Raw genomic sequence first — 24,226 nt, 5'->3', positions numbered from 1 at the left:
GATCAGGCCCGGCCAATGACGCTTTGCGCAAAACCGGGATCAATCAGCGCGGCGATGGTGCGCGACAGATCGGTGCCGGGTTTGACCAATTCCTCTTCGATCAGAATCGGTGCCGCAGCACGCAGGGCATCGCTGTGTTCCTTGCCGATCAGCGGGTTGGAGAAGTCGTTGCGCTTGAGTTGCAGTTGCGCCACGGGCAGCGACAACCGCGCTTCTTCGGCGATCAGTTTGGCAGTCTGGTCAGGATTGGCGATGATCCAGGCCCGGGCTTTTTCATAAGCACGGATCACGCGTTTGACGTCATCCGGATGTTTGGCGGCAAAATTGTCGCTGGTATTGAGGAAGCCGTAGGTATTGAAATTGACGTTGCGATAAATCAGCCTGGAGCCTGCTTCCAATTCACTGGCGGCCAAATGCGGATCAAGGCCGACCCAGGCATCGACACGTTTTTGTTCCAGCGCGGCGCGGCCGTCCGGATGTTGCAGATGCAGGATCTCGACATCACTTTTGCTCAAGCCGTTTTCGTGCAATGCGCGCAACAGGAACAGGTAAGGATCGGTGCCTTTGGTGGCGGCGATTTTCTTGCCCTTGAGTTCCTTGACGGATTTGATGGGCGAATCTTTTGGCACCGCCAGCGCAGTCCACTCGGGACGCGAATAAATGTAGACCGCCTTGGCCGGATTGCCATTGGCGCGTGCCAGCAATGCCGCCAGTCCGGCCGTACTGCCGAAGTCGACGCTGTCGCTGTTCAGATATTCCAGCGCGCGGTTGCTGCCCTGACTCAACACCCATTTGACGCTGGTGCCGTTGGCTTTGACATCCTCTTCGAGCCAGCCGAATTTCTTCAGTACCAGACTTGGCGGCGAATAGGAGGCGTAGTCGATGCGGATGACTTTGGCAGGCTCGGCGGCACGCGCGCTCAGCGGCAGTGAGAGCGCGGCGGCGCCGGCGGCGGTCAGACGAAGAAAATGGCGACGTTCCATGATGTCCTGTCAGATTGAATGAATGATTCAAAAGAAGGACTGTACGGAGGAAGGCGGATTTCAAAAACGACTATTTTCGCGCATGCTTATGCGTTTGGCGTATGCCGCGAGGAAGTGCGGCCAGTGTGGTCAGGGCAGCCAGAGCGTGAACTGGGCGCCGCCGTCGGGGTGATTCTCCAGCGTTGCGCTGCCGCGCTGCTCACCCTTGGTATGCGCTGCTGCGATGGCCTGGCACAGTTCCATGCCGAGACCGGTCGACGGCTTTTCTTCTTGGGTGCCGATGCCGGGACCATCGTCGCGGATGGTCATGATGATGCCGCCGGCATGGGCCTTGCACCCCAGTTCGATGCGACGGCGTGCGAAGCGGGTGGCATTTTGCAACGCCGCTTCGAGTGCCAGTCCGACCAGATTTTCATCGAAAAAAGCAATCACCGGCAGGTCGGTACGATTGATGCTGACTTCCAGCGATGCCTTGCCGACGGTCAGGTGGCGCAACAGTGAATTGAAAAAATCTTCCGGCGAGATCGCTTCAATTTGTGCGATCAACCCCTGCGAAGACGCTTTGTACAACGTCAGAAAGCCGATCAGTTTCTCTTGCAGGCCGAGACAAGTCAGATGGGCCAGCGCCGCCCGCTTGCTGTCGGATTCCATGGTCAATGCGCGCAGCTCACCCTCCAGAACACCGAGTGAATTCTTGATGTCATGCACGATGATGGCGGCGAGCTTGGTATCCATGGTCAGGCCTTTTTTGCAGCAGCTTTCGCCAGTGTTTCGCGCAGAAAGCGATGCATCTTGCCGACACGGTCGTTGCCCGGAATCAGCCGGTCCAGGGTGGTGAGATAACGATTGACGCGCTTGACGTAATCGAGATTGATACCGCGCTGGCTCATCCACAGCAAATGCAACTGCGCCGCGGCCAGCAATACGCCGGTGTTTTCCGGCATGCTGTGCAGCGCTTCTTCGAGTTTGGCCAGCGACTCATCCGGTTTGGCGCTGCGCATCAAGGCATTGGCTTCGGTGATGATGGACATGCACTGTTTGACGGCGCCATCGATCAGCTCATCGGCCATGGCTTCCTTGCCGCTCTCGGTCAATACCTTGCGTGCCAGTGTAATCAGCGTCTTGTTTTCATGATCGGACTTGACCGCCTGTGCAATCAGTCGCGCACCTTCTTCGTCCTTGCCGACGGCAAACGCGGCTTTGGCCAGCGCCAGCGAGGTCAGCTCGGAACCGGCTTCGCCCGCATTGTGCTGGGCGGCGACGGCAAACGCGGCAGCAGCAGCGTCCAGATTGCCAAGTTTGACGTGGGCTTGCGCCGCTACCGCCGATTGGGTGGACAGGAACAGTTTGGAATCAGCGTAACGCTTGGGTGCGTTCGACAACAATTTCAATGCCTCTTCGGCGTCGCCGGTATCGACGTGCACCTGGGCCAGTGACAGCAGATCGGTCGGTTGCGCGGTCAGTGAGCCCTTGGTGTGGCTGATGACTTTGTCGAACGCTTCCTTGGCTTGTTCCAGATTGCCGATCCGATAGGCGGCATCGCCCACCAAACGGCTGCGTCGTGCCGACGGAATGATTTCGGATGAACGCGACAGCGCATCCAATGCTTCGCTTTCGTTGCCTTGTGCTTCTTCAATCTGCGCCAGCAAATCATAGGCTTCAATATATTGCGTATTTTTGAGCAGCACGCCCTGAATGATTTCCTTGGCCTCATCAAGCTGGCCGGCGATGATGTTGCAACGTGCCAGTCCAACCTTGGCCCACACCAGATCGTCCCGCAACTCCAATGCCTGCGCATACACGGCGCGGGCTTCGTCAACCCGGCGCAGCTCCAGCAGCAGATTGCCCTTGGTCTTGAGGACATCGACGATCCACTTGGGCGAGTTTTTGAGGACGTTGTCGCATTCGCTGATGGCGCCGGCGACATCCTTGCGTTTGAGCTTCTCATTGATGGGCAGCAGGGCGTTCTGCTTTTCCAGCAGGCGCTCGATGCGTTCGGCAATCTTGCTCGCCGTCAGCGGCTTGAGCATATATGCATCGGGCTGAAATTCGGCAGCGCTGGCAACCAGGTTGTAACCGCTTTCGGCGGTGACCATGATGAACATGGTGGTCGGCGACAGCATCCGTTGCGCACGGAAAAATTCCAGCAGCTGCTGGCCGTTGGTTTCCTTGTTCAGATTGTAGTCGCAGATGATGAGATCATGGCTGGCGGCCTGCACGAAGCGAATCGCTTCGTCGGGCGTGGCGGCCTGATCAACTTTGGTGATGCCGAGCTGCCCAAGGTGCATGCGAATGTTTTGCCGCATGGAAGGCATGTCATCAATGATCAGGGAACGCAGGTTGCTGATGCGACTGAATGGAACTAGAGTCATAAAAAAATAAGGAACGCGAAAACCGAATGTTTGCCGGGCGGAAACGAAATGACAAACTTATACCAGATAGTCTGCTACTCGTAAAAATACGATGTTACTGAAAGAGCGAAACGATAGCCTGCTTTGGACGAAAAAGACAATGCCATCGGTCAGTTGCTGCTATTGCAGCCAAAACGCATGCAAGATCCACGCCGGAGCGCATTGCAATGGCTGGCTATAATCGGCGGGATACTAACAGACTATCCGCGGCAATTTGCAACCCGGGCGGTAAAATCCCGCTTTGAAGCCTTTGCCGGGAGGCGTGCGGTTTTTTTGCATCGCTCGCGAAAAGAGCTTGCCAAAACAACTGTTCTTTTATACAGTGCTGTTTATTGAATTTGCATTTGCCGGATCAGCGTGAATGCCGTCGCTATTGCCTGTTTGTCAATAAAGTCGGTGCATGCTTATTTCCTATTTCCTTTGCTGAAAGAAAATTTCTATGGACGATAAAAAATCCGCCAACAACTCTGAAAAGGGTAAAGCGCTTGCCGCTGCGCTAGCGCAGATCGAGAAGCAGTTCGGCAAGGGTTCCGTGATGCGCATGGAAGATGGCGCCGTCGTGGAAGAGATTCAGGTGGTTTCCACTGGCTCGCTGGGACTCGACATTGCGCTGGGCGTCGGCGGTTTGCCACGCGGTCGCGTGATTGAAATTTACGGTCCGGAATCATCGGGTAAAACCACGCTGACGCTGCAGGCCATTGCTGAAATGCAAAAACTCGGCGGCACCTGCGCGTTCATCGATGCCGAACATGCTCTGGACGTGACATATGCGCAGAAGCTGGGCGTCAATCTGCCGGATTTGCTGATCTCCCAACCGGATACCGGCGAACAGGCACTTGAAATCACGGATGCGCTGGTACGTTCGGGCGGCGTTGACCTGATCGTGATCGACTCGGTGGCGGCACTGACGCCGCGGGCTGAAATCGAAGGCGACATGGGCGATTCGTTGCCGGGCCTGCAGGCACGTCTGATGTCGCAAGCCTTGCGCAAACTGACCGGCAGCATCAACCGCACCAATACGACCGTGATCTTCATCAACCAGATCCGGATGAAGATCGGCGTCATGTTCGGCAATCCCGAAACCACGACCGGCGGTAATGCACTCAAGTTCTACGCTTCGGTTCGTCTCGATATCCGCCGCACCGGCTCGATCAAGTCCGGCGATGAAGTCATCGGCAGCGAAACCAAGGTCAAGGTCGTGAAGAATAAAGTGGCGCCGCCATTCCGCGAAGCGCATTTCGATATTCTTTATGGCGAAGGCACATCACGCGAAGGCGAAATTCTGGACCTCGGTTCGGATGCCAAGATCGTCGAGAAGTCCGGCGCCTGGTATAGCTACAACGGCGAGCGTATTGGTCAGGGCAAGGATAATGCACGTAATTATCTGAAGGAACGTCCGGAACTGGCGCGCGAAATTGAAAACAAGGTACGCGCTTCACTGGGCGTGCCGGAATTGGGCGGTACAACACCTTTAGCAGAACCCGCTGCCAAGGCCTCCTGATTTCACTGACCGACTCAGCTTGCGTCCATCATGGCTAGACCGCAAATCAGCTTGAAGACGCGGGCGCTCAGATATCTCTCTTCACGTGAGCATAGTCGCCTCGAACTTGCGCGTAAGCTGGTCGCTTACGCGCAAGAAGGCGATGACATCGAGGCTTTACTCGACTGGCTGCAAGCGTCCAAATTTCTCTCCGAAGAACGTTTTTCCGAATCGCTGGTGAATCGTCGTGCCGGGCGTTTTGGCAATAATCGCATTCTGTACGAACTCAAAAGTCATGGCATTGCAGCAGACAGCGATGTCCGGCAGGGCTTGCTAGACGGCGAGCTGGAACGCGCCAGAGAAGTATTGCGCCGAAAATTTTCTGAAAAACCGGCGGACCCTGTACTGCGCGCCAAATGCATGCGCTTTCTGCAACAGCGCGGATTTTCTCCTCGCTCCATCGAAGTTGCGATGAAATCGGCATGGGATGACGAAGAGGGCGTCTAGTCTCGCTGCGTGAGAATAATGCGGAAAAGGACAGACGGCGCATGCCGGACTGTTTAGGCAAGCCCAGCTGTGCTACACTTTCGTGGTTTTTGCTGCGCCGCATTAGCGGCTGTTATTGCAATCTCTGCGATAACGACACGCAATGCGACAACGACTAATGTTGATCAAATGGCATTGTTTATGCCCACATCACAGCCTACAACAAGCAATCCTGCTCCATGCCTATCCACATTCCGGTGGCGCGAGGGCGTGCGGGATCTTGTCTCCATTCGCGCGCGGCATGTTCCAGCGCCAGCCGAATTTCAAACCAGCAAGTTTCATTCAATAAGTGTCTAAAGGGAAGCTCCCATGAAAATCCATGAGTATCAGGGCAAAGAAATCCTCCGCCAATTCGGTGTGACCGTTCCACGCGGCATTCCATGTCTGTCCGTCGACGAAGCTGTGAAAGCAGCCGAAACACTGGGCGGCAAGGTTTGGGTCGTGAAGGCGCAAATTCACGCGGGTGGCCGCGGCAAGGGCGGTGGCGTCAAGGTTGCCAAGTCGCTGGAGCAAGTCAAGGAATACGCCAGCCAGATCCTCGGCATGCAACTGATCACGCATCAGACTGGTCCTGAAGGCCAGAAAGTGCGTCGCCTGCTGATCGAAGAAGGCGCTGACATCAAGAAAGAACTGTACGTCAGCATGGTGACCGATCGCGTCAGCCAGCGCGTGGTGCTGATGGCATCGAGCGAAGGCGGCATGGACATTGAAGAAGTTGCCGAATCGCATCCGGAACTGATCCACCAGATCGCTATCGATCCGGAAACCGGCCTGACCGACGCTGATGCTGACAACATTGCAACCAAGATCGGCGTTCCTGCCGCTTCCGTGGTTGATGCCCGTAAGCAATTGCAAGGTCTGTACAAGGCCTACTGGGAAACCGATGCCTCCCTGGCAGAAATCAACCCGCTGATCCTGACCGGCGAAGGCAAGGTCATCGCTCTGGACGCCAAGTTCAATTTTGACTCCAACGCCTTGTTCCGTCATCCGGAAATCGTTGCTTACCGCGATCTGGACGAAGAAGATCCGGCCGAAGTTGAAGCCTCCAAGTTCGATCTGGCTTACATTTCGCTCGACGGCAATATCGGCTGTCTGGTCAATGGTGCCGGTCTGGCCATGGCCACGATGGACACCATCAAGCTGTTCGGCGGCGAACCCGCCAACTTCCTCGACGTCGGCGGTGGCGCGACTACGGAAAAAGTGACTGAAGCATTCAAGATCATGCTCAAGAATCCTGAGCTGAAAGCCATTCTGGTCAACATCTTCGGCGGCATCATGCGCTGTGACGTGATTGCCGAAGGCGTGATCGCTGCGTCCAAAGCCGTTTCCCTCAAAGTGCCGCTGGTCGTGCGCATGAAGGGTACCAACGAAGAGATCGGCAAGAAATTGCTGGCCGACTCAGGTTTGCCGATCATTTCGGCTGACAGCATGGAAGAAGCTGCGCAGAAGGTTGTTGCTGCAGCTAACGGTAAATAATAGGACAAGGAACAGATATGTCGATCCTGATCAATAAAGATACAAAAGTTGTTACCCAAGGCATCACTGGCAAGACCGGTCAATTTCACACACGCATGTGCCGTGAATATGCAAACGGAAAAAATGCTTTTGTCGCTGGTGTAAACCCGAAAAAAGCCGGCGAAGATTTCGAAGGCATTCCGATTTTTGCCAACGTTGCTGAAGCCAAGGCCAAGACCGGCGCCAATGTGTCGGTGATTTACGTGCCGCCAGCCGGTGCTGCCGCTGCGATCTGGGAAGCTGTCGAAGCCGAACTCGATCTGGCCATCTGCATCACCGAAGGCATTCCTGTACGTGACATGCTGGCCTTGAAGGACCGCATGGCAAAATCCGGCAGCAAGACATTGTTGCTCGGACCAAACTGCCCAGGTCTGATCACACCGGACGAAATCAAGATCGGCATCATGCCAGGTCACATCCACAAAAAGGGCCGCATCGGCGTGGTTTCCCGTTCGGGTACATTGACTTACGAAGCCGTTGGTCAATTGACTGCACTGGGTCTGGGTCAATCGTCGGCGGTCGGTATCGGTGGTGATCCGATCAACGGTCTGAAGCACATCGACATCATGAAGGCTTTCAATGATGATCCTGATACCGACGCTGTCATCATGATTGGTGAAATCGGTGGTCCTGACGAAGCCAACGCTTCGTACTGGATCAAGGACAACATGAAGAAGCCGGTAGTCGGCTTTATCGCCGGTGTGACTGCGCCTCCGGGCAAGCGCATGGGCCATGCCGGCGCGCTGATCTCCGGTGGTGCCGATACTGCTGAAGCCAAGCTGGCAATCATGGAAGCGTGCGGCATCAAGGTCACACGCAATCCATCCGAAATGGGCCGTCTGCTGAAATCGGTACTGTAATCGGTATGCATATGGCCTGGTGTCCCGGAACTTGGTGACACCGGCTGTATCAACTTGCTATGGGGAGCTCAGGCTCCCCATATCATTTTGTAAGTAATGTACGGAACTGAAGATCTGGAGCGGGTATGGTGACGTTTTTGTCGGAGTTGAACTGGCTTGCAGTAGGCCAGATTATCCTCATCGACATTTTGCTGGGCGGCGACAATGCCATCGTGATCGCGCTGGCTTGCCGCAATCTGCCGGCAAAAATGCGCATGAAGGGCATTCTGTGGGGCACGTTCGGGGCCATCGGCATCCGTATCGTCCTCATTGCATTTGCGGTGACGTTGCTGGAGATGCCCTATATCAAACTGATTGGTGGTGTCTTGCTGTTCTGGATCGGCACCAAGTTGCTGACCGATAATGATGATCACGGCGAAGTCAGCGGCAGTGACAAATTATTCACGGCAATAAAGACCATCATCATCGCTGATCTGGTGATGAGCATAGACAATGTGATTGCCATCGCCAGTGCTGCCGAGCAGGCTGGCGAACATCAGTTGTTGCTGGTGGTATTCGGTATTTTCGTCAGCATTCCGATCATCGTCTGGGGCAGTACGCTGGTGCTCAGGCTGATGCAAAGCTTCCCGCTGATCATTACGCTGGGTGCGGCTTTGCTGGGGTATCTGGCAGGCGGAATGATTTTTTCCGACAGCGCCGTTCTGCCATGGATTCAGCAACATGTGCCGCAACATGACTTTGCGGTGCCGGGCATGCAGTTGCATCTGAGCATACCGGGTCTGATCGGCGCGGTCGGTGTGGTGGTCATCGGTACGCTGATGGCGAGAAAACAATTGAAAAACAAGAATGAAGCACAAAGTTAGGCAAGCTGCCGGACAACAACACAGGGGTGCAACATGACAGGAACGAAAATGACAAAGAAGACGGTATTGAAAGGTTTTACCTTGATCGAACTGATGGTCGTCCTGGCGATTGTCGGATTGCTGGCAGGCTTTGCGATTTCACAATATCGGGATCATGCCGTGCGCAGCAAGGTAGAAGATGGCCTGGCGCTGGCCACGCCGGCAAAGCAGGCGGTTGCCACGGCACTGGCGGCGAACGGCGCTGGCTTCACCGTTGCCCAAACGGGCTATGCATTCGGCACGACTCCGGTGGGTGCAGTTACCGGCATCAGCATTGTCGAAAAAACCGCAACCGAGTCGTCCTATATCCGGATTGCCTATGCTGCCGGTACCGGCGGTGTTGCCAATCCGGAGATCAAGCTGGTTCCCGCGAACGATAACGGCACCATCAACTGGACTTGTACTCTCGTCAACCTGCCGGTGAAGTACGCGCCTGACGGTTGCCATTGATCATGTCGTTCTGAGGTCTGTTTTTTTTGATGTGAAAAGCACTGCGTCGCAGTGCTTTTTTTATGGGTGCAACTGATCTGTTTCAGCGCCGCGCATGCCCGGCGCAGCGTCCTTCTTTCACACCACTTGACGTGACGTTGCCGTCAATCCCGGCACAGTGAATGCCTCTGCGCTGACCGATGTTTGCTTGCCGATATCGTTGATAACGAAAAAGCAACGTCGGCGCAAGAACCGCACGCAAAGTTAATTCTCCTGTACGACAACAAAAATATCTCGTTTCAAATCTCACCCGAAATAATGTTTTTAAGGCAATATTTTTACCAATTGCATTATTATCAAATGTGCAATTGTTGGGCTTGTCGTGAAGAAACTTGATGACGAGTGCCAAGCCTATTGACTCTACCTGGAGGTGCGATATGACGGAAGTGAAAATGATGAAGAGAACGCTGCAGGCAGGTTTTACTTTGATCGAACTGATGGTGGTGCTGGCGATCATCGGTTTGCTCGCTGCATTTGCGATTCCGCAGTATCAGGATTACACGGTGCGGGCAAAAATAGCTGAGGGCTTGAATCTGGCCGCGCCCGCCAAGCTGGCCGTGTCCGAAGCCATTGCATCGCATGGCATGGCCTTTACCTCGGCGCAAACGGGCTACTCATTTGGCGCCACGGCGATTGGTTCTGTCAAAAACATCCAGGTAGTTGATGCCGCAGCGAGTGGAGCGGCAGCGCATATTCTTATCACCTACCAGCTCAATCTGGGAAGTGCCCAGACACCTCCAACCATCAAAATGACGCCAGATGTCACGGGCGGCGCGATTGTATGGACTTGCAGTTCCACTACGCTTTTAACCAAATATCTGCCGCCGAACTGCCGCTGACAGATCGGAGCCCGTGTTGCTTCGCAATGAAAATGCACTGCTGCGCGGTGCATTTTCTGGGGGAAAGGCCGCGCATTTTTCAGTGTTTTCGTGTTTCGGATGGAGGGGGACAAAATGATAGCAATGACAATGGTGAAGAAAGCCGTGCAGGCAGGTTTTACTTTGATTGAGTTGATGGTGGTGCTGGCCATCATCGGCTTGCTGGCGGCATTTGCGATTCCGCAGTATCGGGATTACACCATACGTACCAGACTGATGGAAGGACTGAGTCTGGCGGGTCCGGCAAAGCTGGCATTTGCCGAGGCTTTTTCAGTGCATGGAAGGAGTCTTCGGGCCGGGCAAATCAATTACGCCTTTGGCGATGCCGAAAGTGGTGCAATCCGGAATATTTCTTTTGAGCAGGGCGTGGTTGGCATTCCATTTATACGCATTGTTTATGTTGCAGGGACGGTGGGCATCTATGGGGCAGATGGCGCAACTCTGCTCTTGGTGCCAAACATTCAAAACGGGGCGATTTCCTGGGATTGTTTGCGAGCAAGTATTCCGGCGCGATATGCGCCGTCCATCTGCCACAGCTGATACGGTAGCTGTCGGAAGCAAGAACCGGACGCTGACCCGAGGCAATTTCATGGAGGCCGAGGCTGATTTGACGGTTTATCTGCACAGGGCAAGCGGTGTCAGCGGCAACGCTTAAGGGCGCCAGCCGCTACGGCAAACAACCGCTTCTGGGGCTTCGCAGTGATCACTGGTTTTGGATATCGGCGTTCCAGCTACCCGATTTGCCGCCGGATTTTTCGAGCACACGGATATTGCTCATGACCATGCCGTGATCGACTGCCTTGGACATGTCATAGATCGTCAGCAAACCGATCTGGACAGCGGTCAGCGCTTCCATTTCGACGCCGGTCTTGCCTTGGGTTTCAACGCGTGCGGTACAGGTGATGCTGGCATTGGCAGCATCAATGTCGAAGTCCACTGCGACGTGGGTCAGTGCCAGCGGATGGCACAGTGGGATCAGATCACTGGTGCGCTTGGTGGCCATGATGGCGGCGATGCGCGCGATGCCGAGGACGTCGCCTTTTTTGGCATTGCCGTTGCGGATGATTTCCAGCGTCTGCGGTTGCATGCGGATGGTGCCGCTGGCAAGGGCAACGCGATGCGTGTCGTCTTTGCTGCCGACATTCACCATGTGGGCCTGACCGCTCTGGTCAAAATGCGTCAGCGTATTGTCGGAAACGGGTGTGCTTGGTTTGGGGCTGGTCATGGCTGGATGTGGGAACGATCATGTACTGCGGGTATCATAGCAGGCATTGCAAGCTCTCCGAGAATTCCATCCCATGCAGCAACCCGCTTCATTCCACCGAAAAGCCGGTACCGGACCGCTGGCGCGCCTGATGCGGCGGTCGCTGCTGGCGTTGGCGATCAGTTTGTCGCTACTGCCGCCGGCACTGGCGCCGGTGCAGGCGCAGGGCTTGCCGACGCTCGGTGATACCGAGCGCGAAAGTCTGTCGCCGTTGATGGAGCGCAAGCTGGGTGAAGAGATCATGCGTGATATTCGCCGCGATCGCGATTACATCAGCGACGGCCCGGTGATTGAGTATCTGAACAATTTCGGCAATGGTCTGGTTTCCGTGCGTCCCGATGTGCGGGGCGAGGCCGGCTACGATTTTTTCTTCTTCGCCGTGCGTGATCCGGTATTGAATGCGTTTGCGCTGCCGGGCGGATTCATCGGCGTGCATTCCGGTCTGGTACTGGCGGCACAGAGCGAGTCTGAATTTGCGTCGGTGCTGGCGCATGAAATCGGTCACGTCGCGCAACGCCACATCGCCCGCATGCTGGGACAGCAAAAGCAGAATTCGATGATTCAGTTGGCGTCGATTGTACTGGGCGCACTGGCCGGCGTATCCAAGATCGGCGGCGATGGTGCGATGGCGGCGATCATGGGCGGCACCGGCGTGGCAATCCAGCGCCAGCTCAACTTCAGCCGCGATGCTGAACGCGAAGCGGATCGCGTCGGTTTGCAGATTCTGCGTGACGGCGGATTTGATACCTCCGGCATGGTGGCGTTTTTCGGCCGTTTGCAGGCGGCGTCGCGCAATTACGGTATGTCATTGCCGCCGTATTTGCTGACGCACCCGCTCACCACCGAGCGTATCGCTGACATTGAAGCGCGGATTCGCGACCAGCGTTACCGGCAGCGTGCCGACAATCCTGATTTTCAATTGATCCGCGCGCGCATGCGGGTATTGCAAGACGACTCGGCGCAAGGATTGCGCGAAGCCAAAACGTTCTTCGATACGCAGTTGCGGCAGGATACCAAGTTGCAGATCATGGCCGCCAAGTATGGTTTGGCCTATGTAGCTTACCGTCAAGGGGCCTTCGAGCGCGCCGAAGCGTTGTTGCAGGAAGCGCGGGCAGCGGCGCAGCCGATGGTGCCGAGCGTGTTGTTTGCCAATCTCGACATCGATATCAAGATTGGCCGCAAACAGGGCGCAGCGGCACTCAAGGAAGCAGATGCCATGCGCAAGCAATATCCGTTGTCACGGGTAATTGCGCGGCAATATGCGGAAGCCTTGATTGAGGGCGGGCGCTACGTTGAGGCCAGCGCTTACCTGCGCGATCAGGCGCAAATGTATAAGCAGGAATCTGAAATTCAGGACTTGCTGGCAAAGACATACTCCGGCTTGGGCAAGCAGGCGTTGCAGCATATGGCGCTGGCGGAATCCTACGTACTGACCGGCAGTTTGCCGGCCGCGATTGAACAATTGGGGCTTGCGCGTCAGGCACCGGATGCGACATTTTATGATCAGGCCATGATCGATGCGCGCGAGCGCGAATTGAAAGAGCGCTGGAAAGATGCGCTCAAGGAAACCAAGGAGCGCGGTTAGACATCGCGTTTACGTTTGCCGGCGCCGGCGCCTGAATCGAGTGCGGATGTCATGCCGCGCGCGGCTGGGTCACAAACTGGAATTGACGGGTAATCTCGTCGTCGCGCAGATGTTGCACCGGGATTTCCTGTCCCGCATGGCGCCATGTCAGTGCCGTGCCGGCCGCGACCGGATCGGCCATCCACGCCAGCAACTGTTCATCGCCGGCATTGCTGCCATTGATATGCAAAGCGGCAAGGCAGCCGGCCATGTCGCGGTCATCGACCGCGGCCACCAGTGTGTCGGCAACCAGCAGCAAACGTCCGTTATCGGTCAGATAAACCGCGCTGAGTGCTGGTAACGGCACGCCGGTATGCAGCAGAAAACCGTGTGTCGGATCGGTGCGGGCGATGCAGGGCGTCAGTTCGATATCGACATACACCCGCTGCGGACCATTTTGAAAATACCATCGTTGCAGTTCATCGCAGGCATAGTTGCGATTGATGAAGCTGAGCAGTGCCGTATGCGCGATCTTGTCGCCGGGCATGCCGAGCGTCTGGGCGCGCTCGTCGCGCATGCGCCAGTTGCCGCGGGCGTCCAGTGCCAGCCAGCCATAACAGTGCGGCACATTGGGCCATTTTTGCATGGCCTGGCGAACGACTTCATCCATGGTGGTGGCTGCCTTCCAGAAAGTGCATCAATCGTCGCGGCAACCAGTCCAGCCGTCCCGGCGGGTTGCCACTGGGGAAACCGACGTGGCCGCCTTCTGCCGGATATTCCAGCGTTACCGAAGGCGCTGCGCTGTGGGGCAGATATTGCGGCGGCAGGAACGGATCGTTGCGCGCATTCAGAATCAGCGTCGGTACGGTAATGTCGTTCAAGATATGTTTGGCGCTGGCGCGATCCCAGTAGTCCTCAGTGTTGCGATAGCCATGCAGCGGTGCCGTGACGATATTGTCGAAGGTGTACAGATCGTTGGCGCGTATCAGTGCTTCGCGACTGAACAGGCCCGGAAACTGATTCAGCTTCAGCAGCGACTTGGCGCGCATGGTGCGCAGAAATACATGTGAGTAGATGCGATTGAAACCGTGTGCCAGCGCTTTGCCGCCGCCGGCCAGATCGAGCGGCGCCGATACGGCGCAAGCGGCATCAATGAACTCGGCCTGATGCTGGGATTCGCCGAGCCAGCGCAGCAAGGCATTGGCGCCGAGCGATACGCCGGTGGCATAGAATTTACCGGCCCCGATGCGCTGCCGATGCTCCTGCAAACGCCGCAAGATCCAGTCCAGTTCAAGCGCATCGCCGGAATGATAAAAACGCGGTGCCAGATTGATTTCGCCGGAGCAGCCACGAAAATGCGGAACCGCACCCGACCAGCCACGGGCCGTGACTTCGGCCATCAGGGAGCGGCAGTAGTGACTGTCGGACGAGCCTTCGAGCCCATGGAACAAGACCACGAGCGGCTGGCCCGGTTGGCCGTCGACGAAATCGATATCGATGAAGTCGCCATCCGGGGTATCCCAGCGTTCACGGCGATAAGCAACTGCCGGCTTGGTGATGCAGGTGGGAGGATAAATTGTTTGCAGATTCCCGCCAGGCAGCCAGCGTGGTGCGGTGTATTGCATATGACTCTGAGTGTGATCGGGGATGGTGGGCAATCGTTGATTTCAGGTTTTCAATGCAGCATGGCACCGGTTGCCGGTTCCAGCGGCGCCTGCCCGGGAGCGACCGAAGCATGGTGCAAGACGATGCGCCAGCCGCGTGCAGTTTTCAGATAGATGTTGGTCGCAACAACGTGCATTTCCGGCTGTTCATTGCCGGTGTGCCGGATTTCTTCGATCACGTTGTGAATGGCGGTGGTCATGTTGTGCGTCGCATGGAGCTGGCGCGGCGTGATGTGCAGGCCGCCGCGCGACAGGATGTCTTCCCATGCGGTGCGGATGGCAGCATGCCCGACCAGCCTTCGTGCACCCGGATGGATGCAGATGATTTCTTCATCGTCGGCCCATAATGCCATCAGCGCTTCGAGATCGGCGCGCCCGAGGGCATCGTAATAGGCAGCTTCGATTTCGTCAGGCGAACCATGTATCAGTTTGGCGCGAGGCATGAACTCTCCGATAAGGACGCATGCAGGAGCGCTCTCCTGCATGACGGGCGGACTGCGATCAGTGCGCCTTGACGACGGCGCCGGGTTTCAGCTGATAGCGGGTGCCGCAATATGGACATTTGGCACTGCCGTGCGCATCAAGTTCCAGAAAAACACGCGGATGGGACGACCAGTTCGGCATGTTCGGATTGGGGCAATGGGCTGGCAAGTCCTTGCCATCGAGTTCGACTGCCGTTTGGGTGGTTTGAACCTGGCTCATATTGTTTTCTCTGTGATGATGATTGTTAAACCAGTGTCAGCCAGTGCTGATACTGAGGTGCCTTGCCTGCAACCACGTCGAAGAACAGGGTTTGCAGTTTTTCGGTGATCGGTCCGCGTTTGCCATCGCCAATCTGGCGGTTGTCGAGTTCGCGGATGGGGGTGATTTCGGCGGCGGTACCGGTAAAGAATGCCTCGTCGCAGCAGTACATTTCGTCGCGCGTGATGCGCTTCTCGATCACGCTGATGCCGAGATCGCGCGCCATGGTCAGCACGGAATCGCGCGTGATGCCATCAAGGCAGGAGGCCAGATCGGGGGTGTACAGCTTGCCGTTCTTGACGATGAAGACGTTTTCGCCGGAACCCTCGGAAACGTAGCCGTCGGTGTCGAGCAGCAGCGCTTCGTCGTAGCCGTCAGTCAGTGCTTCCTGATTGGCCAGGATCGAATTGATGTAATTGCCCGATGCCTTGGCGCGCACCAGTGAAACATTGACGTGATGGCGGCTGAAGGACGACGTCTTGACGCGGATGCCCTTGGTGATGCCGTCTTCGCCGAGGTAGGCGCCCCATGGCCATGCCGCGATGGCAACGTGAATGGTGTTGCCTTTGGCGGAAACGCCGAGTTTTTCGGAACCGATCCAGATCAGCGGACGGATATAGCAGGACTCAAGTTTGTTTTCGCGCACGACTTCACATTGTGCGGCGCTCAGTGTGGCCGCATCAAACGGCACCTTCATCTGGAAAATTTTGGCTGAATTGAACAGGCGCTGAGTGTGTTCCTGCAAACGGAAAATGGCCGTGCCCTGGTCCGTCTTGTAGGCGCGTACACCTTCAAATACCGCCATGCCGTAGTGCAGCGAATGGGTCAGTACGTGAATGTTGGCGTCGCGCCAGTCAATCAGTGCGCCGTCTTTCCAGATTTTTCCGTCGCGGTCAGCCATGGACATGATCAAATTCTCCGATGAAGTATGTGCAAAGTCTCCATTTTAACGGATTCAGGCAAGTCTGAACTCATGCCGCAATGGTCGTCGCGGATAGTTTGTCCGGGCGTGCAGCGAAGGATGCTTCAGCGCCGGTTCTGCACGCAAAAAGTTTCATCTGTAGAATTGCGTTATTAAGCCAGAATGCCATGCGGTAACAAAAAAAGCGGATAGGGCAATGAAGAGGGAGACAAGCGACGGATCGGCTTTGAGCGATCCGGCTGCAGTGCAGGCGCGTCAAATCGAGAAAGAGGCGTTTCAGGAAGGCTGGCGCGCGAGCGCTTCGACCATTCCCGCCGTGCTGGCGTGGGGCATTGTCTCGGGCATGGCCATGGTCAAGTCCGGCATGACCATCTGGCAATCCCTGGGCATGACCTTGCTGGTCTATGCCGGTTCGGCGCAGTTTGCCATCCTGCCGTTATTGGCTGCCCACACACCACTGATCGTGATTTTTCTGACGGCCATGATCGTCAATTTGCGATTTGTCATTTTTTCCGCCGCAGTCGCACCGCATTTTGCCCACTTGCCGTGGTATCGGCGGGTCTGGTACGGCTATTTCAATGGCGATATTTCAATGGGATTTTTCCCGCACCGGTTTCCGGCACATACGATTCCCTATCCGGCAGGCAAGATCGGTTTCTTTTCGGCGATTTGCTATCCGGGCTGGTTTGCCTGGCAAATCGGCGCGGTGGTCGGCATTTTGCTGGCCAGCCAGATTCCCGAAAGCTGGAATATCGGTTTCGCCGGCACCCTGGCGCTGATTGCCATCATGATTCCGATGACCATCAATCTGGCGGCCCTGGCAGGCGTGATCGTGGCGGGCACGGTAGCGGTGGCGGCAGCGGGATTGCCTTACCGGCTCGGCTTGTTGCTGGCAGTCGTGATCGGCATGATGGCGGCGATGATCGCCGACAAATTCCTTGAGAAGGAAAAGGCATGAGTGAGTTTGACGTCTGGGCGTCGGTTGTGTTGTTGACAATATCGACGTTGATTACCCGTTCCGGATTCTTTTTGTTCGGACATGCCGTCAAATTGCCACCCAAATTGCAGCATGCACTGGGATATGCCCCGGCGGCAGCGATGGCCGCCATCGTCATGCCCGATCTGGTATTGACCGGCAGTGTCGTCGATATCAGCTGGAATAATCCGAAGTTGCTGGCCGGCATCGGTGGCGCCATGGTTTTTCTGGCAACCCGCCACCTGTTGGGGACGATCATTGCCGGCATGGCCTTGTTTACGGTCTTGCGTCTGGCGTTCTGACAGGCGTTGGCCTGAGGAAATTAGCACCCGGCATCCGGCAATCGTCCCGAAAACGGTTTGGGGCCGGGGCCGGGTAGAGTAAAATAACGCCTTTTTGCCCCACCTTCAATTTTGCATAAAATGAAATTCAACCGACTGAGCGATTTGATCGCTGCCAATCAGCTGCAAGGCAAGCGCGTATTTATTCGTGCGGATCTGAACGTGCCGCAGGATGATGCGGGCAATATCACCGAAGATACCCGTATCCGCGCTTCTATCCCGGCAATTCGCCAGGCCCTGGACGCCGGGGCTGCAGTGATGGTGACGTCGCATCTGGGACGCCCGGTGGAAGGTGAATTCAAGCCGGAAGACTCGCTGGCGCCCGTGGCGCAGCGTCTGTCCGAATTGCTCAAGACCGGTGTCAAACTGATTGCCAACTGGACTGATGGCGTTGAGGTTGCTCCCGGTCAGGTAGTACTGCTGGAAAATTGCCGCCTGAACAAGGGCGAGAAAAAGAACAGCGACGAACTGGCGCGCAAGATTGCCGCCCTGTGCGATATCTACGTCAATGATGCCTTTGGTACTGCGCACCGTGCAGAGGCGACCACCTATGGCGTGGCTCGCTTTGCCCCGGTCGCTTGCGCCGGACCGCTGCTGGCTGCCGAGCTGGATGCGCTGGGCAAGGCCCTGAACCAGCCGGCACGGCCGCTGGTGGCCATCGTCGCCGGCTCGAAAGTGTCGAGCAAATTGACTATCCTGAAAGCATTGGCCGACAAGGTCGACAATCTTATCGTGGGCGGCGGCATTGCCAATACCTTCATGCTGGCATCCGGCCTGAAGATCGGCAAGTCGCTGGCAGAACCGGATTTGCTGGAAGAAGCGCGTGCCATCATCGACATGATGGCCAAGCGCGGCGCCTCGGTGCCGATTCCGGTGGACGTGGTCTGCGGCAAGGAATTTTCACCGACCGCAGTGGCGACCATCAAGGATGCCACCGCGGTGGAAGATGACGACATGATTTTCGATATCGGCCCCAAGACCGCGGCAATTCTGGCAGCCCAGATCGCCAAGTCCGGTACCATCGTGTGGAACGGCCCGGTCGGCGTATTTGAGTTCGATCAGTTTGGTGCCGGTACCAAGGCGCTGGCGCAGGCGATTGCCGATTCTCCGGGCTTTTCGATTGCCGGCGGCGGCGATACGCTGGCAGCTATCGCGAAATACAACATTGCCGACAAGGTGGGCTATATTTCGACCGGTGGCGGTGCGTTCCTTGAATTCCTGGAAGGCAAGACCTTGCCGGCAGTGGAAATTCTGCTTCAGCGGGCGCAATAAGCAGTAAGGTCTGTATCAGCAGTAAGGTCTGTAAAAGCGGTAAGGTCTGTATTACGCATCGGTTTTTGATTCACGGCAGCCCAGTTCAGAGAAAGTTTTTCATGCAAAGAGCCACCAAGATTGTTGCCACCATCGGCCCCGCGTCCAGCGACCGGGAAACCCTGACGCGCATGATCGTGGCCGGCGTCGATGTCGTGCGGCTGAATTTTTCGCATGGCAAGGCGCAGGATCATATCGATCGCGCCACGCTGGTGCGTGAAGTGGCGGATGCCTGCGGTCGTACCGTGGCGATCATGGCGGACTTGCAGGGGCCGAAGATTCGCGTCGGCAAGTTCGAGCAGGGCAAGATCATGCTCGCCACCGGCGACAAATTCATTCTTGATTCCGACTGTACGCTGGGCAATCAGGAGCGTGTCGGCCTCGATTACAAGGCCTTGCCGCGAGATCTGCGCAATGAGGACGTGTTGTTGCTCAACGACGGACTGATCGTGCTGGTGGTGGATCGCGTGATCGGTAATGAAATTCATACCACCGTGCGCATCGGCGGCGAGTTGTCGAATAACAAGGGTATCAATCGTCAGGGCGGCGGTTTGTCGGCACCGGCGCTGACAGCCAAGGATATGGATGACATCAAGACCGCGATGAGCTTTCAGGCTGATTACGTGGCGGTGTCGTTTCCCAAGAATGCGACCGACATGGAAATGGCGCGTCAGCTCGGTAACGTTGCCGGCGAGCCGTATGGTCACAAGCCGCTGATGATCGCCAAGATCGAGCGCGCTGAAGCGATTCCGCTGTTGCAGGAAATTCTCGATGCGTCCGATGGCATCATGGTGGCGCGCGGCGATCTGGCGGTCGAAGTCGGCAATGCCGCCGTGCCGGGTTTGCAAAAACGCATGATCAAGATGGCGCGTGCCTCCAATAAACTGACCATCACCGCGACCCAGATGATGGAGTCGATGATCGTCAATGCCGTGCCAACGCGGGCCGAAGTATCGGACGTCGCCAATGCCGTGCTGGATGGCACCGATGCGGTGATGACGTCGGCTGAAACGGCTTCCGGCAAATATCCGGTGGAAACCGTGGAAGCGATGTCGGCGATTTGCCTGGCTGCCGAGCGTTCCGAGGATTGCAAGCTGGATGCCGATTTTCTGAATCTGCAATTTACCCGGGTCGATCAGTCGATTGCCTATGGCGCCTTGTTTACCGCCCATCATTTGCGCGTGAAAGCGATTGCCGCCCTGACCGAATCCGGTTCCACCGCATTGTGGATGAGCCGGCACAATATCGACATTCCGATTTTTGCCATTACGCCGAATATCGCGACCCGCCAGAAAGCGGCGCTGTTCCGTAACGTCCGTACGTTTGAACTGGCGCAATCGACTGACACCGAAGTGGTGCTGAAGGCAGTGCAGGATTTATTGCTGGCGCAGGGCGTCGTACAAAAGGGCGACCTGATCGTGGTCACCTGGGGTGAGCCGATCGGACAGGTCGGCGGCACCAATGCGCTGAAGATCCTCAGGGTCGGCGAATACTGATTTTTTTATTGTTTCTGGAGTTTTATCATGCCTCTCGTATCGATGCGTCAACTGCTGGACCATGCTGCTGAAAACGGTTACGGTCTGCCTGCGTTCAACGTCAACAATCTGGAGCAGGTCACTGCCATCATGCAGGCAGCCGATGAAGTCGGCGCGCCAGTCATCATGCAAGCCTCCGCCGGTGCCCGCAAGTTTGCCGGTGAAGCGTTTCTGCGTCACCTGATCGAAGCGGCGGTCGAAGCGTATCCGCACATTCCGGTCGTCATGCATCAGGATCACGGTCAGTCGCCGGCAGTCTGCATGGCAGCGATCAAGTCCGGTTTCACTTCGGTGATGATGGACGGTTCGCTGATGGAAGACGGCAAATCGGTTGCCAGCTATGAATACAACGTCGAAGTGTCGCGCAAGGTGGTGGAGTTTTCGCATTCCATCGGCGTTACCGTCGAAGCCGAACTGGGTGTGCTCGGTTCGCTCGAAACCATGATGGGCGACAAGGAAGACGGTCACGGCGCCGACGGCAAGATGACCCGTGAACAATTGCTGACCGATGTCGCGCAGGCTGCCGATTTCGTCAAGCTGACCCAATGCGATGCACTGGCGATTGCCATCGGTACTTCGCACGGCGCGTACAAATTCTCGCGCAAGCCGACCGGCGACATTCTGGCCATCGACCGCATCAAGGAAATTCACGCCCGTATCCCGAACACACATCTGGTGATGCACGGTTCGTCGTCGGTGCCACAAGAACTGCTGGCAGAAATTCGCCAGTTCGGCGGCGACATGAAGGAAACCTACGGCGTGCCGGTTGAAGAAATCCAGGAAGGCATCAAGCACGGCGTGCGCAAGATCAATATCGATACCGATATCCGTCTGGCCATGACCGGCGCGATTCGTCGTTACCTGTTTGAAAATCCATCCAAGTTTGACCCGCGTGATTACCTCAAGCCGGCCCGCGAAGCGGCCAAGCTGGTGTGCAAGGCGCGTTATCTGTCGTTCGGTTGCGAAGGCCAGGCTGGCAAGATCAAGTCCATCCCGCTGGAAAAAATGGCAGAGAAATACAAAAAGGGTGAACTCTCGCAAATCGTGCAGTAATCAGCAGCGAGCGCACCAAGCGACCGGGACTTCGCATGCGCAGTCCCGGTTTTTGACTTAAAGGCGATTGATAAAACGATCCGGCGGCACTGGCGGCAACGACAGTGCTTTACCGGTGTCACCGGTGACTGTAAGGATTACCGGCATCGCCGCCTATCGAATGAAGCGGAACCAAAATGACCAGTCTGTATAAAACTTCCATTACCTCGCTGCCGCTGTTGGGCAACGGTAAAGTGCGCGACAACTATGCTGTCGGCGACGACAAATTGCTGATCGTGACGACTGACCGTTTGTCGGCGTTCGACGTCATCATGAATGAACCGATTCCGGGCAAGGGAAAAGTGCTGAATCAGATGTCAGACTTCTGGTTCGACAAACTGGGCGATATCGTTCCCAATCATTTGACCGGCATTGCACCGGAAACCGTCGTCGCGGCCAATGAAGTCGAGCAGGTGCGCGGACGTGCGGTAGTGGCCAAGCGCCTCAAGCCGATTCTGGTCGAAGCCGTGGTGCGCGGTTACATCATCGGTTCGGGCTGGAAAGATTATCAGAACAGCGGTGCCATTTGCGGCATCACCTTGCCGGCTGGTCTGCAACAGGCAGCCAAGCTGGCAGAACCGATCTTCACGCCGGCCGCCAAGGCGGAACTGGGCGAGCATGATGAAAACATCAGCTTTGCCGAAATGGAGCAACGCATCGGCGCCGAACTGGCCGGCAAGATGCGCGAGATCAGCATCAAGCTGTACCAGACCGCTGCCGACTACGCAGCAACACGCGGCATCATCATTGCCGACACCAAGTTTGAATTCGGTCTCGATGACAATGGCGTGCTGCATCTGATGGATGAAGTGCTGACTGCCGACTCGTCCCGCTTCTGGCCGGCTGACAGCTATCAGGTCGGCATGTCGCCGCCATCGTTCGACAAGCAATTCGTACGCGACTATCTGGAAACCGTGCCGGGCTGGAACAAGACGCCGCCGGCGCCACCGTTGCCGGAAGACGTGATCGCCAAGACCGGCGCCAAGTATCGCGAAGCGCTGGAGCGCTTGACCGGCAATACGCTGAAGGACTGACATGAGCAAGGACAACGCAGTGAGCAAGCCGCTGGTCGGCGTCGTGATGGGATCGTCCTCTGATTGGGACGTGATGCAGCATGCGGTAGCGATTCTGAAAGAGTTCGGCATCCCGCATGAAGCGCAGGTCGTATCTGCCCACCGGATGCCGGATCAGATGTTCGCCTATGCCGAGCAGGCCCGTGCGCGTGGCTTGCGCGCCATTATTGCCGGTGCCGGCGGTGCCGCCCATCTGCCGGGCATGATCGCCGCCAAAACCATTGTGCCGGTGCTTGGCGTGCCGGTGCCGTCGAAGTACCTGCGCGGTGAAGATTCGCTGCTGTCCATCGTGCAAATGCCCAAGGGCATTCCGGTGGCAACCTATGCCATCGGTGAAGCCGGAGCCGCCAATGCGGCGCTGTCGGCGATTGCCATGATGGCGGTCACCGATGACGCGCTGGCCGCAAAACTGCTGGCCTTCCGCGAAAAACAAACACAAATTGCCCTGGAAATGAAATTGCCGTCATGAGTAACACGCAGCACCCGTTGAAAACAGCAGCGATCCCGTCAACCACTCCGGCCACCTGGCTGGGCGTGATGGGAGGCGGCCAGTTGGGCCGCATGTTTGCACATGCCGCCCAGAGTCTGGGTTTTAAAGTCGCGGTTCTGGAGGCGGAGCAGGATTGTCCGGCCGGGCAGGTGGCCGATCTGCATATTCATGCCGGCTATACCGATGAAGATGGTCTGGCGCAGTTGGGCGGATTGTGTGCAGCGGTGACGACCGAATTCGAAAACGTGTCGGCCGTCAGTCTGGCGACGCTGGCGGAGCAGACCTTTGTGGCGCCGGCCGCGAGCGGCGTATCGATTGCGCAAGACCGGATTGCGGAGAAGCAGTTTTTCACTGATTGCAGTCTGCTATCGGGCGTGCAACCGGCGCCGCACAGAATTATCGCCACCGCAGCGGATATCGATGCCATACCGGCTGAGTTGTTGCCCGGCATTCTGAAAACGGTACGCATGGGTTATGACGGCAAAGGTCAGGTCCGCGTGCGCAGTATTGAGGATGTGCGCGGTGCTTTCGCCGACATGCAAGGCGTGACCTGCATTCTGGAAAAAATGCTGCCGCTGGCCTATGAAGTGTCGGTGCTGGTGGCACGCGGTGCCGACGGACAGGCAGTGGTGTATCCGATTGCCGAGAATGTGCATCGCGATGGCATCCTGTTCACGACCATGGTGCCAGGTCCGAATGTTTCGGCCGCCTCGGCGAAGCAGGCGCAGGATGCTGCACTCGCCATCATTGCCCGGCTCGACTATGTCGGCGTGCTGTGCATTGAGTTCTTTGTGCTGCAAGACGGCGCGCTGGTGGTCAATGAAATGGCGCCGCGTCCGCATAACAGCGGCCACTATTCGATTGATGCCTGCATTACCAGTCAGTTTGAACAGCAGGTCCGCGCGATGGCGCGCTTGCCGCTGGGCGACGTGCGTCAGCACTCGTTTGCGGTGATGCTGAATATTCTTGGCGATGTCTGGTTTGATGATGACAGTGTCGCTGCGCGTGAACCAGCGTGGGAAAAAATACTGGCCTTGCCCGGTGCGCATCTGCATCTGTATGGCAAAGCCGAAGCGCGTCGGGCACGCAAGATGGGCCATATCACTTTTGTCGCCGAGAGCATGCAACAAGCGCAACAGCAGTTCGCTGCGGCCTGCACCATTCTCGGCATTGCGCAATAAGAGAGCGG

General features: G+C 56.7%; 28 protein-coding genes. 18 read left to right on the top strand and 10 right to left on the bottom strand.

Annotated elements, in window-relative coordinates; translation table 11 throughout:
* Positions 1-2: 2 nt before the first annotated feature.
* From AKL27_RS05425 to AKL27_RS05415, 3 genes are all read right to left on the bottom strand, one after another.
* Positions 3-983 (bottom strand): aliphatic sulfonate ABC transporter substrate-binding protein, encoded by a 981-nt coding sequence (locus AKL27_RS05425; protein ID WP_050461778.1) that lies wholly within the window; start codon positions 981-983, stop codon positions 3-5.
* Between the two features lie 129 nt (positions 984-1,112).
* Positions 1,113-1,718 carry a sensor histidine kinase gene (locus tag AKL27_RS05420; RefSeq protein ID WP_050461777.1) on the bottom strand — a complete coding sequence of 202 codons (606 nt, stop codon included), beginning with the start codon at positions 1,716-1,718 and terminating at the stop codon, positions 1,113-1,115.
* A 2-nt stretch (positions 1,719-1,720) separates the two neighbouring features.
* Positions 1,721-3,355 (bottom strand): tetratricopeptide repeat protein, encoded by a 1,635-nt coding sequence (locus tag AKL27_RS05415; protein ID WP_050461776.1) that lies wholly within the window; start codon positions 3,353-3,355, stop codon positions 1,721-1,723.
* A 123-nt stretch (positions 3,356-3,478) separates the two neighbouring features.
* Here AKL27_RS05415 and AKL27_RS27575 point away from each other — a divergent pair, with 123 nt between their 5' ends.
* The 7 genes from AKL27_RS27575 to AKL27_RS05385 all read left to right on the top strand — a co-directional run bounded on the left by AKL27_RS27575 (position 3,479) and on the right by AKL27_RS05385 (position 9,147).
* A complete protein-coding gene (locus AKL27_RS27575) occupies positions 3,479-3,730 on the top strand; it encodes a hypothetical protein (RefSeq protein WP_157056804.1) in 252 nt (83 codons plus the stop codon).
* Between the two features lie 103 nt (positions 3,731-3,833).
* Positions 3,834-4,895 carry a recombinase RecA gene (gene recA, locus AKL27_RS05410; protein WP_050461775.1) on the top strand — a complete coding sequence of 354 codons (1,062 nt, stop codon included), beginning with the start codon at positions 3,834-3,836 and terminating at the stop codon, positions 4,893-4,895.
* A 30-nt stretch (positions 4,896-4,925) separates the two neighbouring features.
* Positions 4,926-5,381: a recombination regulator RecX gene (recX, locus tag AKL27_RS05405; RefSeq protein WP_050461774.1), complete on the top strand. Its 456-nt coding sequence runs from the start codon at positions 4,926-4,928 to the stop codon at positions 5,379-5,381.
* 348 nt (positions 5,382-5,729) lie between these two features.
* Positions 5,730-6,896 carry an ADP-forming succinate--CoA ligase subunit beta gene (gene sucC, locus AKL27_RS05400; protein WP_050461773.1) on the top strand — a complete coding sequence of 389 codons (1,167 nt, stop codon included), beginning with the start codon at positions 5,730-5,732 and terminating at the stop codon, positions 6,894-6,896.
* A 17-nt stretch (positions 6,897-6,913) separates the two neighbouring features.
* Positions 6,914-7,795, top strand: a complete 882-nt coding sequence (gene sucD, locus AKL27_RS05395; RefSeq protein ID WP_050461772.1) for a succinate--CoA ligase subunit alpha — start codon at positions 6,914-6,916, stop codon at positions 7,793-7,795.
* A 125-nt stretch (positions 7,796-7,920) separates the two neighbouring features.
* The gene (locus AKL27_RS05390) at positions 7,921-8,658 is read left to right on the top strand and encodes a TerC family protein (RefSeq protein ID WP_050461771.1); all 738 of its coding nucleotides are present in this window, start codon (positions 7,921-7,923) and stop codon (positions 8,656-8,658) included.
* 48 nt (positions 8,659-8,706) lie between these two features.
* Positions 8,707-9,147: a pilin gene (locus tag AKL27_RS05385; protein WP_050461770.1), complete on the top strand. Its 441-nt coding sequence runs from the start codon at positions 8,707-8,709 to the stop codon at positions 9,145-9,147.
* A gap of 82 nt (positions 9,148-9,229) precedes the next feature.
* Here the strand turns inward: AKL27_RS05385 and AKL27_RS27570 are convergent, their stop codons facing one another.
* Positions 9,230-9,535, bottom strand: a complete 306-nt coding sequence (locus AKL27_RS27570) for a hypothetical protein (protein WP_157056803.1) — start codon at positions 9,533-9,535, stop codon at positions 9,230-9,232.
* Between the two features lie 28 nt (positions 9,536-9,563).
* Here AKL27_RS27570 and AKL27_RS28610 point away from each other — a divergent pair, with 28 nt between their 5' ends.
* Positions 9,564-10,025, top strand: coding sequence for a pilin (locus tag AKL27_RS28610; protein ID WP_269749189.1), 462 nt, complete (start codon positions 9,564-9,566; stop codon positions 10,023-10,025).
* A gap of 129 nt (positions 10,026-10,154) precedes the next feature.
* Positions 10,155-10,604 carry a pilin gene (locus tag AKL27_RS05375; protein ID WP_050461769.1) on the top strand — a complete coding sequence of 150 codons (450 nt, stop codon included), beginning with the start codon at positions 10,155-10,157 and terminating at the stop codon, positions 10,602-10,604.
* A 163-nt stretch (positions 10,605-10,767) separates the two neighbouring features.
* On the opposite strand, the gene moaC is transcribed toward AKL27_RS05375, so the two are convergent.
* Positions 10,768-11,289 carry a cyclic pyranopterin monophosphate synthase MoaC gene (moaC, locus tag AKL27_RS05370; RefSeq protein WP_050461768.1) on the bottom strand — a complete coding sequence of 174 codons (522 nt, stop codon included), beginning with the start codon at positions 11,287-11,289 and terminating at the stop codon, positions 10,768-10,770.
* 73 nt (positions 11,290-11,362) lie between these two features.
* Here moaC and AKL27_RS05365 point away from each other — a divergent pair, with 73 nt between their 5' ends.
* The gene (locus AKL27_RS05365; RefSeq protein WP_050461767.1) at positions 11,363-12,913 is read left to right on the top strand and encodes a beta-barrel assembly-enhancing protease; all 1,551 of its coding nucleotides are present in this window, start codon (positions 11,363-11,365) and stop codon (positions 12,911-12,913) included.
* Between the two features lie 49 nt (positions 12,914-12,962).
* On the opposite strand, the gene AKL27_RS05360 is transcribed toward AKL27_RS05365, so the two are convergent.
* The 5 genes from AKL27_RS05360 to AKL27_RS05340 are packed head-to-tail and all read right to left on the bottom strand — an operon-like array spanning position 12,963 to position 16,204.
* Positions 12,963-13,562: a DUF2946 family protein gene (locus tag AKL27_RS05360; protein ID WP_050461766.1), complete on the bottom strand. Its 600-nt coding sequence runs from the start codon at positions 13,560-13,562 to the stop codon at positions 12,963-12,965.
* Positions 13,555-14,517: a YheT family hydrolase gene (locus tag AKL27_RS05355; RefSeq protein WP_050461765.1), complete on the bottom strand. Its 963-nt coding sequence runs from the start codon at positions 14,515-14,517 to the stop codon at positions 13,555-13,557. The genes AKL27_RS05360 and AKL27_RS05355 overlap by 8 nt, the downstream gene beginning before the upstream one ends.
* Positions 14,518-14,567: 50 nt before the next feature.
* A complete protein-coding gene (locus tag AKL27_RS05350; protein WP_050461764.1) occupies positions 14,568-14,999 on the bottom strand; it encodes a YybH family protein in 432 nt (143 codons plus the stop codon).
* Positions 15,000-15,057: 58 nt separating this feature from the next.
* On the bottom strand, positions 15,058-15,258 hold the full coding sequence (locus AKL27_RS05345; RefSeq protein ID WP_050461763.1) for a zinc-finger domain-containing protein: 201 nt from the start codon (positions 15,256-15,258) through the stop codon (positions 15,058-15,060).
* Between the two features lie 25 nt (positions 15,259-15,283).
* A complete protein-coding gene (locus AKL27_RS05340; RefSeq protein ID WP_050461762.1) occupies positions 15,284-16,204 on the bottom strand; it encodes a branched-chain amino acid transaminase in 921 nt (306 codons plus the stop codon).
* A 211-nt stretch (positions 16,205-16,415) separates the two neighbouring features.
* On the opposite strand from AKL27_RS05340, the gene AKL27_RS05335 reads away from it, so the two are divergent.
* The 8 genes from AKL27_RS05335 (at position 16,416) to AKL27_RS05300 (ending at position 24,218) form a co-directional block, all read left to right on the top strand.
* On the top strand, positions 16,416-17,177 hold the full coding sequence (locus AKL27_RS05335; RefSeq protein ID WP_050461761.1) for an AzlC family ABC transporter permease: 762 nt from the start codon (positions 16,416-16,418) through the stop codon (positions 17,175-17,177).
* On the top strand, positions 17,174-17,497 hold the full coding sequence (locus AKL27_RS05330) for an AzlD domain-containing protein (RefSeq protein WP_050461760.1): 324 nt from the start codon (positions 17,174-17,176) through the stop codon (positions 17,495-17,497). Before AKL27_RS05335 ends, AKL27_RS05330 begins: the two co-directional genes overlap by 4 nt.
* A gap of 120 nt (positions 17,498-17,617) precedes the next feature.
* Complete coding sequence (locus AKL27_RS05325; RefSeq protein ID WP_050461759.1) at positions 17,618-18,808, top strand: phosphoglycerate kinase; 1,191 nt, start codon at positions 17,618-17,620, stop codon at positions 18,806-18,808.
* 101 nt (positions 18,809-18,909) lie between these two features.
* A complete protein-coding gene (gene pyk / locus AKL27_RS05320; RefSeq protein WP_050461758.1) occupies positions 18,910-20,343 on the top strand; it encodes a pyruvate kinase in 1,434 nt (477 codons plus the stop codon).
* 27 nt (positions 20,344-20,370) lie between these two features.
* A complete protein-coding gene (fba, locus tag AKL27_RS05315) occupies positions 20,371-21,435 on the top strand; it encodes a class II fructose-bisphosphate aldolase (RefSeq protein WP_050461757.1) in 1,065 nt (354 codons plus the stop codon).
* A 176-nt stretch (positions 21,436-21,611) separates the two neighbouring features.
* Entirely contained in the window at positions 21,612-22,508 is an 897-nt protein-coding gene (locus AKL27_RS05310) for a phosphoribosylaminoimidazolesuccinocarboxamide synthase (protein ID WP_050461756.1), read from the top strand.
* Position 22,509: 1 nt separating this feature from the next.
* Positions 22,510-23,016, top strand: coding sequence for a 5-(carboxyamino)imidazole ribonucleotide mutase (purE, locus tag AKL27_RS05305; protein WP_050461755.1), 507 nt, complete (start codon positions 22,510-22,512; stop codon positions 23,014-23,016).
* Positions 23,013-24,218 carry a 5-(carboxyamino)imidazole ribonucleotide synthase gene (locus AKL27_RS05300; protein ID WP_050461754.1) on the top strand — a complete coding sequence of 402 codons (1,206 nt, stop codon included), beginning with the start codon at positions 23,013-23,015 and terminating at the stop codon, positions 24,216-24,218. Before purE ends, AKL27_RS05300 begins: the two co-directional genes overlap by 4 nt.
* The last annotated feature ends 8 nt before the right edge of the window (positions 24,219-24,226 follow it).

Origin of the sequence: Herbaspirillum autotrophicum, assembly GCF_001189915.1 — a bacterium.
Classification (GTDB): domain Bacteria; phylum Pseudomonadota; class Gammaproteobacteria; order Burkholderiales; family Burkholderiaceae_D; genus Herbaspirillum; species Herbaspirillum autotrophicum.
The sequence above is the reverse complement of the archived record's forward strand: the minus strand, read 5'-3'. Positions and strand labels throughout refer to the sequence as shown.

Coding starts and splice junctions, on each gene's coding strand:
- sucD (WP_050461772.1), top strand. CDS start 6,914: ATGTCGATCCTGATCAATAAAGATACAAAAGTTGTTACCCAAGGCATC.
- sucC (WP_050461773.1), top strand. CDS start 5,730: ATGAAAATCCATGAGTATCAGGGCAAAGAAATCCTCCGCCAATTCGGT.
- recX (WP_050461774.1), top strand. CDS start 4,926: ATGGCTAGACCGCAAATCAGCTTGAAGACGCGGGCGCTCAGATATCTC.
- AKL27_RS05385 (WP_050461770.1), top strand. CDS start 8,707: ATGACAAAGAAGACGGTATTGAAAGGTTTTACCTTGATCGAACTGATG.
- AKL27_RS05300 (WP_050461754.1), top strand. CDS start 23,013: ATGAGTAACACGCAGCACCCGTTGAAAACAGCAGCGATCCCGTCAACC.
- AKL27_RS05330 (WP_050461760.1), top strand. CDS start 17,174: ATGAGTGAGTTTGACGTCTGGGCGTCGGTTGTGTTGTTGACAATATCG.
- fba (WP_050461757.1), top strand. CDS start 20,371: ATGCCTCTCGTATCGATGCGTCAACTGCTGGACCATGCTGCTGAAAAC.
- pyk (WP_050461758.1), top strand. CDS start 18,910: ATGCAAAGAGCCACCAAGATTGTTGCCACCATCGGCCCCGCGTCCAGC.
- moaC (WP_050461768.1), bottom strand. CDS start 11,289: ATGACCAGCCCCAAACCAAGCACACCCGTTTCCGACAATACGCTGACG.
- AKL27_RS05335 (WP_050461761.1), top strand. CDS start 16,416: ATGAAGAGGGAGACAAGCGACGGATCGGCTTTGAGCGATCCGGCTGCA.
- AKL27_RS05425 (WP_050461778.1), bottom strand. CDS start 983: ATGGAACGTCGCCATTTTCTTCGTCTGACCGCCGCCGGCGCCGCCGCG.
- AKL27_RS05340 (WP_050461762.1), bottom strand. CDS start 16,204: ATGTCCATGGCTGACCGCGACGGAAAAATCTGGAAAGACGGCGCACTG.
- AKL27_RS05350 (WP_050461764.1), bottom strand. CDS start 14,999: ATGCCTCGCGCCAAACTGATACATGGTTCGCCTGACGAAATCGAAGCT.
- AKL27_RS05355 (WP_050461765.1), bottom strand. CDS start 14,517: ATGCAATACACCGCACCACGCTGGCTGCCTGGCGGGAATCTGCAAACA.
- AKL27_RS05310 (WP_050461756.1), top strand. CDS start 21,612: ATGACCAGTCTGTATAAAACTTCCATTACCTCGCTGCCGCTGTTGGGC.
- AKL27_RS05390 (WP_050461771.1), top strand. CDS start 7,921: ATGGTGACGTTTTTGTCGGAGTTGAACTGGCTTGCAGTAGGCCAGATT.
- AKL27_RS05360 (WP_050461766.1), bottom strand. CDS start 13,562: ATGGATGAAGTCGTTCGCCAGGCCATGCAAAAATGGCCCAATGTGCCG.
- AKL27_RS05345 (WP_050461763.1), bottom strand. CDS start 15,258: ATGAGCCAGGTTCAAACCACCCAAACGGCAGTCGAACTCGATGGCAAG.
- AKL27_RS05420 (WP_050461777.1), bottom strand. CDS start 1,718: ATGGATACCAAGCTCGCCGCCATCATCGTGCATGACATCAAGAATTCA.
- AKL27_RS28610 (WP_269749189.1), top strand. CDS start 9,564: ATGACGGAAGTGAAAATGATGAAGAGAACGCTGCAGGCAGGTTTTACT.
- AKL27_RS05325 (WP_050461759.1), top strand. CDS start 17,618: ATGAAATTCAACCGACTGAGCGATTTGATCGCTGCCAATCAGCTGCAA.
- purE (WP_050461755.1), top strand. CDS start 22,510: ATGAGCAAGGACAACGCAGTGAGCAAGCCGCTGGTCGGCGTCGTGATG.
- AKL27_RS05375 (WP_050461769.1), top strand. CDS start 10,155: ATGGTGAAGAAAGCCGTGCAGGCAGGTTTTACTTTGATTGAGTTGATG.
- recA (WP_050461775.1), top strand. CDS start 3,834: ATGGACGATAAAAAATCCGCCAACAACTCTGAAAAGGGTAAAGCGCTT.
- AKL27_RS05365 (WP_050461767.1), top strand. CDS start 11,363: ATGCAGCAACCCGCTTCATTCCACCGAAAAGCCGGTACCGGACCGCTG.
- AKL27_RS05415 (WP_050461776.1), bottom strand. CDS start 3,355: ATGACTCTAGTTCCATTCAGTCGCATCAGCAACCTGCGTTCCCTGATC.